Raw genomic sequence first — 6410 nt, 5'->3', positions numbered from 1 at the left:
CATTCATGACGGCCAGTTGGAGAAGATGTCCGGTAAGGAAAGCCGCATCTTGTGGGTCGGCGACCTGGCGGGGCTGATCGCAGGCGTCCAGATGAACGTGCTCGAATTCCACATTTGGGGAAGCCGTCGCCAGCAGCCGGATCTGCCGCACCGCATGATCTTCGACATCGACCCCGGCGAGGGCTTGGGCTTCACTGCCGTCAAGCAGGCAGCCCTCGACATTCGGGGCATTCTGGAAGCGCTTGGACTGCAGTCGTGGCCGTTGCTGTCCGGCGGCAAGGGCGTTCATGTGGTCGTGCCGCTCGTCCCGGCGGCAGACTGGGACGAGGTCAAGAGCTTCTGCCAAGACTTCGCCGAACTACTGGCCCGTACAGATCCGTCGCGCTTCGTCGCCAACATGAGCAAGGCGAAGCGCAAGGGCCGAATGTTTATCGATTACCTGCGCAACGGCCAGGGCTCCACTGCAATCTGTCCCTGGTCGACTCGGGCACGTGCGGGGGCGTCGTGCGCGGTGCCCGTCAGCTGGGAGGAGTTGCCCACCTGCGAAAGCGCCAACGGTTTCGATGTTTTCGCCGCCGCCGCGCGGGCTCAGCTGCCCGAAGCCTGGGAAGGTTATTTCGAAGTCGAACAAACGCTTACCGAGCGCATCCGCCACGCAGTCCGGTAGGAATAAGCATTTGGCGCGGACCGCCTTTGCCCAAAATTCGAGAGCGTCCCCCTTCTGCGGGAGGCCCCCGCAACGCCGTCTAGAGTGAGAGTACGGACCGGTTTGCCGTGACGGGTTGAGAGCTGGAGGAGAGGCCTCCGGCGCCCGTCGCGGAGAACCGCGATGTCCAGACATTACGCTCGCGCCGGCGCCGACCGGTCAAGCCTCTATGACGATATCACCAACAAGATCATCGCCGAACTGGAAGCAGGCCGCTTTCCCTGGGTGCAGCCCTGGGGCACGGCGGCGGCGCAAGCGCCCCTTGCTATGCCGGCCAATGCCGCGACAGGCCGCGCCTATTCCGGGATCAACGTGCTGATCCTGTGGGGTGCGGTCGTCGAGCATGGCTTTCCCATCCAGGGCTGGCTGACTTTCCGCCAGGCGCTATTGCTGGGCGGCCATGTCCGCAAGGGCGAACACGGCACCACCGTCGTCTATGCTGACCGCTTCATCCCTGACGACGAGAAGAATCGCGCGCGGGAAACCGGCGAGGCGGCACAGGCCATACCGTTCCTGAAGCGCTTCATCGTGTTCAACGTGGCGCAATGTGAAAATCTGCCTGACGATCTGGCCGCGGCTCCGCCTGCACCAGAGCCCCGACTGATCGAGCCGGCCGTCGACGCGTTAATCAAGGCGACAGGTATCGATTTCCGCATCGGTGGCAATAGCGCCTATTACGTGCCGGCGCAGGACTACGCGCGGGTGCCTCCTCCGCAGGCCTATTTCGAGACCATCGACTGGCACCGCACCGCCCTGCACGAGCTTGGGCATGCAACCGGCCATGCCTCCCGCGTCGGCCGTGATCTCGGCGGCGCCTTCGGCACCAAGAGATATGCTTTCGAGGAACTGGTTGCCAAGATGAATGCGGCCTTCTGCTGCGCCTCGCTTGGCATCGTGCCGACCGTGCGCCACGCCGACTACCTGGCCTCCTGGCTCGAGGTCCTGCGCGAAGACAACCGCGCCATCGTGCGTGCCGCCTCCCAGGCCAGCAAGGCGGCCGACTGGCTGCTCGCCTTCCTGCCGCAACCTGACGGTGCAGCCAGGGCAGGCCTGGCCGACGTCGATGAGACCGAGATCGACGCGGTGAGCGCGCGACCGGCGGCGCGCGTCGTGCCGCCAGCCATCATCACCGCACCACTGAAAACAGGAGCCGACATGCAACAGATCGGGGAATTCACGCGCCAGAAGACTGGCTATAGCGGGCGCATCCACACGCTCAGCCTCAACCTGGATATCGCCATTGTGGCGGCAGAGGCGAGCGAAACGGAGAATGCGCCTGACTACCGCGTTCACGCCGGAAGCGAGGACGGCCCCGAGATTGGTGCCGGCTGGAAACGCTCCAGCGAAAAGGCCGGAGACTATGTCTCGATCCAGCTCGACGACCCGACCTTCGCGCAGCCGATACGCGCGAGCCTCTTTCGCAATGGCGTCGACAAGACATCCTGGTCGCTGCACTGGGCGCGACCGCGCGACCGCGGCGAGAAGGATTGAACGATGCGCGCTCGCCGTCCGTCGACGAGCCATCGCGGTGCGCCCGGGCCGCTTCGCGCTGCCCGGCGCATGGCTCTGCTCCTCCTTTGCGGCCTGTCCGTCGCGACCGTCATGCCGGCGGCGACAGTGGCGCAGGACTTGGCCATCGTGCGATCGTCGCAGCGCGATCCGTTCGGCGCGCACATCAACGAAGCCTCGCACCGCTTCGGCGTTCCGACCGCGTTGATCCGCGCCATCATGCGCAAGGAGAGCGCGGGCGATGTGCGCGCCGTCTCCAGCGCCGGCGCCCGCGGCTTGATGCAGATCATGCCCGGTACATGGGATTATCTGCGCGCCCACTGGTCGCTTGGCCGCGATCCTTTCGATCCCCGGGACAACATCCTGGCAGGAACGGCGTATCTGCGCGAACTGCACGATCGCTATGGCTCGCCGGGCTTTCTGGCCGCCTACAACGCGGGACCTGCACGCTACGAAGCCTACCTCAGTGGCCGTCCGTTACCGGCCGAGACCCGCGCCTATGTCGCTGCACTTGCCCCCCTGATCGGTGAAAGCGAGGGTATGCGCCCTTTCGCAGTCACGTCTGTCGAGGCCATTCCCTGGAAGCACGGCTCGCTCTTCGTAGGTCAGCCGGATCGCTTACAAGCTGTCGCTCTCGTGCCGACCGAGCGCCCGCAAAATGACGCTAGCTCTGCACCCACCGTGCGCGATGTCTCCGCCATCGTGCCGCTGTCCGAAGGCCTCTTCGTGGCGCGAGCGGGCGAAGGGATCCAGCCATGAGCGCGTATGGGCGTTTTCGCGCAACCGCAAGCTCCAGCGCACCGTGGCGTGGATGGAGGCGGAGGGTGGGCAGAATGACCGTATGCGTCCGGGGTCTGCACATGACGTCAGGTCTTGACAGGATTCCCGACGAGCTTGGCGGTATCGGACCAAGGGCACGGCGCCGATGCGCCGACCCGGCGGCCTCCTACTTAGCAGGGGCCCCGGCTATAGCCGCCTCAGCGTCCGCCTTGGCGATCACTGCTTCGGCACGCTCTATGGCAGCACTGAGTTCATCGCTCCGCCATGTATCAACCGAATGGCCATCGTCGAACGACCGATCGTCGACTCCCCGCGCGCGTGAGACCAGCTCACGAAGCGCGGCAATGGCTTCGGGAAGTAGCCTGGCATCTACTCCGTTTCGGGAAGACCGCGTCACATCTTTATCCCTGTTACATTGCGATCATGGACCATCAGGCAGTGTCCTTACAACAGACGACTATTGCCATTACGCTCTGTCCAATCTTCGCCGTTTGGCGAGAGTCTGGTTTTGCTCAGGCGGTGGCCGCGGCGACCCCTGCGGATCTCCAGTTCCACGGCAGCAGTTCGTCGAGTCTGTTGATGGAATGTCCGTCGACCATGCGGGTGAGCACGTCGGCGAGGTAAGCATAAGGCTCGACGCCGTTGAGCTTGGCGGTCTCGCTCAGCGAGCAGACAATCGCCCAGCGGTCGCCGCCGCCATCGCTTCCGGCGAACAGATGGTTCTTGCGGCCCAGCGCGACGGGACGGATAGCTCGCTCGACCGGATTGGTGTCGAGTTCAATGCGACCGTCGTGCAAGAAGCGGGTCAGTCCGTCCCAACGCGACAGCGCGTAGCGGATCGCCTCGGCCAGCGTGCTGCGGCCAGGGATGTGCGGGAGCTGTGCTTCCAGCCAGGCGTGGAAGGCGACCACGACGGGCTTCGATCGCTGCCGCCGCGCCGCGAGCCGATGAGGCGGCGACTGGCCGCGCACCTCCGCTTCGATGGTATAAACCTCGCCGATCCGGCGCAGCGCCTCGGCCGCCAGGGGCGATCCAGTGGCCTCCGCGACGTCATAGAACTTGCGCCTCGTGTGCGCCCAGCAGGCGGCGAGAACGATGTCGCCCTTGGCCGTGAGCTGTTCGAAGCCGGCGTAGCCATCGACATGCAGCACGCCTTTGAAGTGCTGAAGGTGCGATACCGGGCGCTCGGCCTTTCGGTCCGGCGCGAACAGGTAGACCGCCGCCGGCGGCTCGGGTCCGGCCCATGGCCGCTGCTCGCGCGCATAGACCCACAACCGCCCCGTCTTGGTGCGCCCGAGACCGGGATCGAGCACCGGAACCGGTGTGTCGTCGGCGAACAGATGATCGGAGGCGAACACGTTTCTGGCCAGCCGCTCATGCAGGGCGTCGAGCCACCAGCAGGCGCCGCCGACCCAGCCGGCGAGTGTCGAGCGCGCCAGATCGACGCCGTGCCGGGCAAAGATCTGCGACTGCCGGTAAAGCGGCGTGTGGTCGCAATATTTGGAGACCAGCACATGCGCCAGCAGCGCCGGCGTTGCCAGGCCGCCGGCGATCAGCCGCTCCGGGGCCGGCGCTTGCGCCACCGTCTCGCAGACACGGCAAGCGTATTTCGGACGGATGATGCGGATCACGCGAAGCTGTGCCGGAACCCAGTCGAGCATCTCGCTTACGCTCTCGCCGATCGCATGGAGCGCGCCGCCGCAGCACAGGCAAGCTGCGTCGCCGATGTCGAGCAGAACGTCCTCGCGCGGCAGATGATCGGGCAGCGGCCTGCGATGGGATGGCCGCTCGGACGGCTGTTTTTCGACACTGGGACGGCTCTCCCGGATGCGGGCGATATCACCGTCGAGGTCTTCCAGCGCGAGCGCCAGTTGATCGGGATCGAGGCGCTCGGAGTGCCGGCCGAACTGCGCCCGCTGCAGCTTCTTGATGATCAACTGAAGACGCTCGATCTCCCCGTCGCGGCTCTCGACGACGCTCGCCATTTCGCGCACGAGACGGTGCAGGAGGTCTACGTCGGAGGGCAAATCAGCAAGGTCGAGCCGCATGCTCGATTCTACTTCAAAACACTTGTTTCCCAAGCATTACGGCCTTGAACTGCTTGAATCTCGGCGCTTTTTCAGCCGGCGATCGCCGGTCGCCAGACACGCTCGGGAACGCGCCAATCGATGCCCTCGATCAGCATGGCGAGCTGCGCTGGAGACAAGGTGATAGCGCCTTCGATCCCCGCCATCCGCGGCCACACGAACCCACCCTGATCAAGCCGTTTGGTGAACAGGCACAGCCCGTTCCCGTCCCAGAACAGGATCTTGATCATCTGCGCCTTCTTCCCTCGGAAAGCGAACAGATGCCCCGAGAACGGGTCTTTCTTCAGCGTCTCCTGGACCAGCATCGCGAGCCCGTCCAGGCCCTTCCTCATATCGGTATAGCCCAGCGCCAGATGCACCTTCACGCCGGCCGGGACGATCATCATGATGCGGCCTCCCGGTCCAGAACATGCCGGCGAACCACGCCCGGATCGCTGCCTGCTGGGGCGAAGACACGTCGGCCATCCGGCAATTCCACAGCCGTCATTCCGTCAGGCGGCTGCAAAAGATCATGCAGAACCACGGGGACCGGCGAAGCTCCAGCGCCGCTTGCCGGCATCGCGACCGCCGCCAGGTTTACACGCCTCTTCTGCGCGAAGCCGAACTGGACGCGCCAGCGGAATAGCATGCTAGTCACGATGCCGTGGCGGCGGCACACCTCCGCTACACTGACGCCGGGCTGCTCCGTTTCCATCACGATGGCGAGCTTTTCCTCGTCCGTGAAGCTCCGCCGGTTGGTGCGTCCGTCGCGCTGCGGATCGGCATCCGGTGTGTCTGTCAAGCCGCTTTTCACCGGCACTTCCTTAGCAGCGCTGCTAGCACTAGTGCTTGTTTGCGGGCGGGCACTCGGATGAAGATGCGCGCGCCAGTCGATTTCCACCTCACCGTCCTCGAGACGACCGCGCCATCTGAGCAGCGAATAGGGCGACAGATGGAGCGCTGCCGCGTACTCACGCACGCCCATTCCACTCCAGTTCATCGCCTCGACATGCATCGCCCAGAACGCCTGGACGGCGCGCGAGCGCATGTCCGTGCTCACCGCATAGCGCAGTCGGGCACGCTTCTTCAGCCGCTTTTCACGCTCCTCACGGCGTTCCTGACGACGCAATTGTGCCTGATATTCCGCATGCTTGCGGGCATCTTCCTTGCTGATGAGATGCTTCATCCATTTGTCGAACGTGCTCTTCGGCAAACCATGGTGGCGACAATATTCCGTCCGATTCAGCCCGCTTTGGCGCCAGGCTTCGACGTGCATCGACCAGTACGGACTGCGTGCCTTTTCCCAAGAACGACGAGATGCCATCAGAGACCCTCCAATGTACGAAGGA

The 6410-nt window shown here is 64.6% G+C and carries 6 protein-coding genes and 1 pseudogene; 4 read left to right on the top strand and 3 right to left on the bottom strand.

From position 1 onward, the window contains the following. From FCU66_RS04420 to FCU66_RS04410, 4 genes and pseudogenes are all read left to right on the top strand, one after another. On the top strand, window positions 1-667 hold a 667-nt coding region (locus tag FCU66_RS04420), incomplete at its 5' end, for a DNA polymerase domain-containing protein (RefSeq protein WP_342778130.1). Window positions 668-829: 162 nt separating this feature from the next. Next, window positions 830-1744: pseudogene (locus tag FCU66_RS04415) on the top strand (ArdC family protein); the annotation flags it as partial. 117 nt (window positions 1745-1861) lie between these two features. Next, on the top strand, window positions 1862-2197 hold the full coding sequence (locus FCU66_RS41815; RefSeq protein ID WP_168992173.1) for a DUF736 domain-containing protein: 336 nt from the start codon (window positions 1862-1864) through the stop codon (window positions 2195-2197). Window positions 2198-2200: 3 nt separating this feature from the next. Then, window positions 2201-2974 (top strand): lytic transglycosylase domain-containing protein, encoded by a 774-nt coding sequence (locus tag FCU66_RS04410; protein ID WP_136621991.1) that lies wholly within the window; start codon window positions 2201-2203, stop codon window positions 2972-2974. Window positions 2975-3507: 533 nt separating this feature from the next. Here the strand turns inward: FCU66_RS04410 and tnpC are convergent. The 3 genes from tnpC to tnpA form a co-directional block, all read right to left on the bottom strand. Further along, the gene (tnpC, locus tag FCU66_RS04400) at window positions 3508-5043 is read right to left on the bottom strand and encodes an IS66 family transposase (RefSeq protein ID WP_136621993.1); all 1536 of its coding nucleotides are present in this window, start codon (window positions 5041-5043) and stop codon (window positions 3508-3510) included. Window positions 5044-5114: 71 nt separating this feature from the next. Further along, window positions 5115-5465, bottom strand: coding sequence for an IS66 family insertion sequence element accessory protein TnpB (gene tnpB / locus FCU66_RS04395; protein ID WP_425462836.1), 351 nt, complete (start codon window positions 5463-5465; stop codon window positions 5115-5117). After that, entirely contained in the window at window positions 5465-6385 is a 921-nt protein-coding gene (gene tnpA / locus FCU66_RS04390; RefSeq protein WP_136618891.1) for an IS66 family insertion sequence element accessory protein TnpA, read from the bottom strand. The genes tnpB and tnpA overlap by 1 nt, the downstream gene beginning before the upstream one ends. Between the last annotated feature and the right edge of the window lie 25 nt (window positions 6386-6410).

Origin of the sequence: Mesorhizobium norvegicum, assembly GCF_004919685.1 — a bacterium.
GTDB lineage: Bacteria > Pseudomonadota > Alphaproteobacteria > Rhizobiales > Rhizobiaceae > Mesorhizobium > Mesorhizobium norvegicum.
The sequence above is the reverse complement of the archived record's forward strand: the minus strand, read 5'-3'. Positions and strand labels throughout refer to the sequence as shown.

Bases quoted from the DNA above. Each gene is read 5' to 3' on its own strand.
- FCU66_RS04410 (WP_136621991.1), top strand. From the start codon at position 2,201: ATGCGCGCTCGCCGTCCGTCGACGAGCCATCGCGGTGCGCCCGGGCCG.
- tnpB (WP_425462836.1), bottom strand. From the start codon at position 5,465: ATGATCGTCCCGGCCGGCGTGAAGGTGCATCTGGCGCTGGGCTATACC.
- tnpC (WP_136621993.1), bottom strand. From the start codon at position 5,043: ATGCGGCTCGACCTTGCTGATTTGCCCTCCGACGTAGACCTCCTGCAC.
- tnpA (WP_136618891.1), bottom strand. From the start codon at position 6,385: ATGGCATCTCGTCGTTCTTGGGAAAAGGCACGCAGTCCGTACTGGTCG.
- FCU66_RS41815 (WP_168992173.1), top strand. From the start codon at position 1,862: ATGCAACAGATCGGGGAATTCACGCGCCAGAAGACTGGCTATAGCGGG.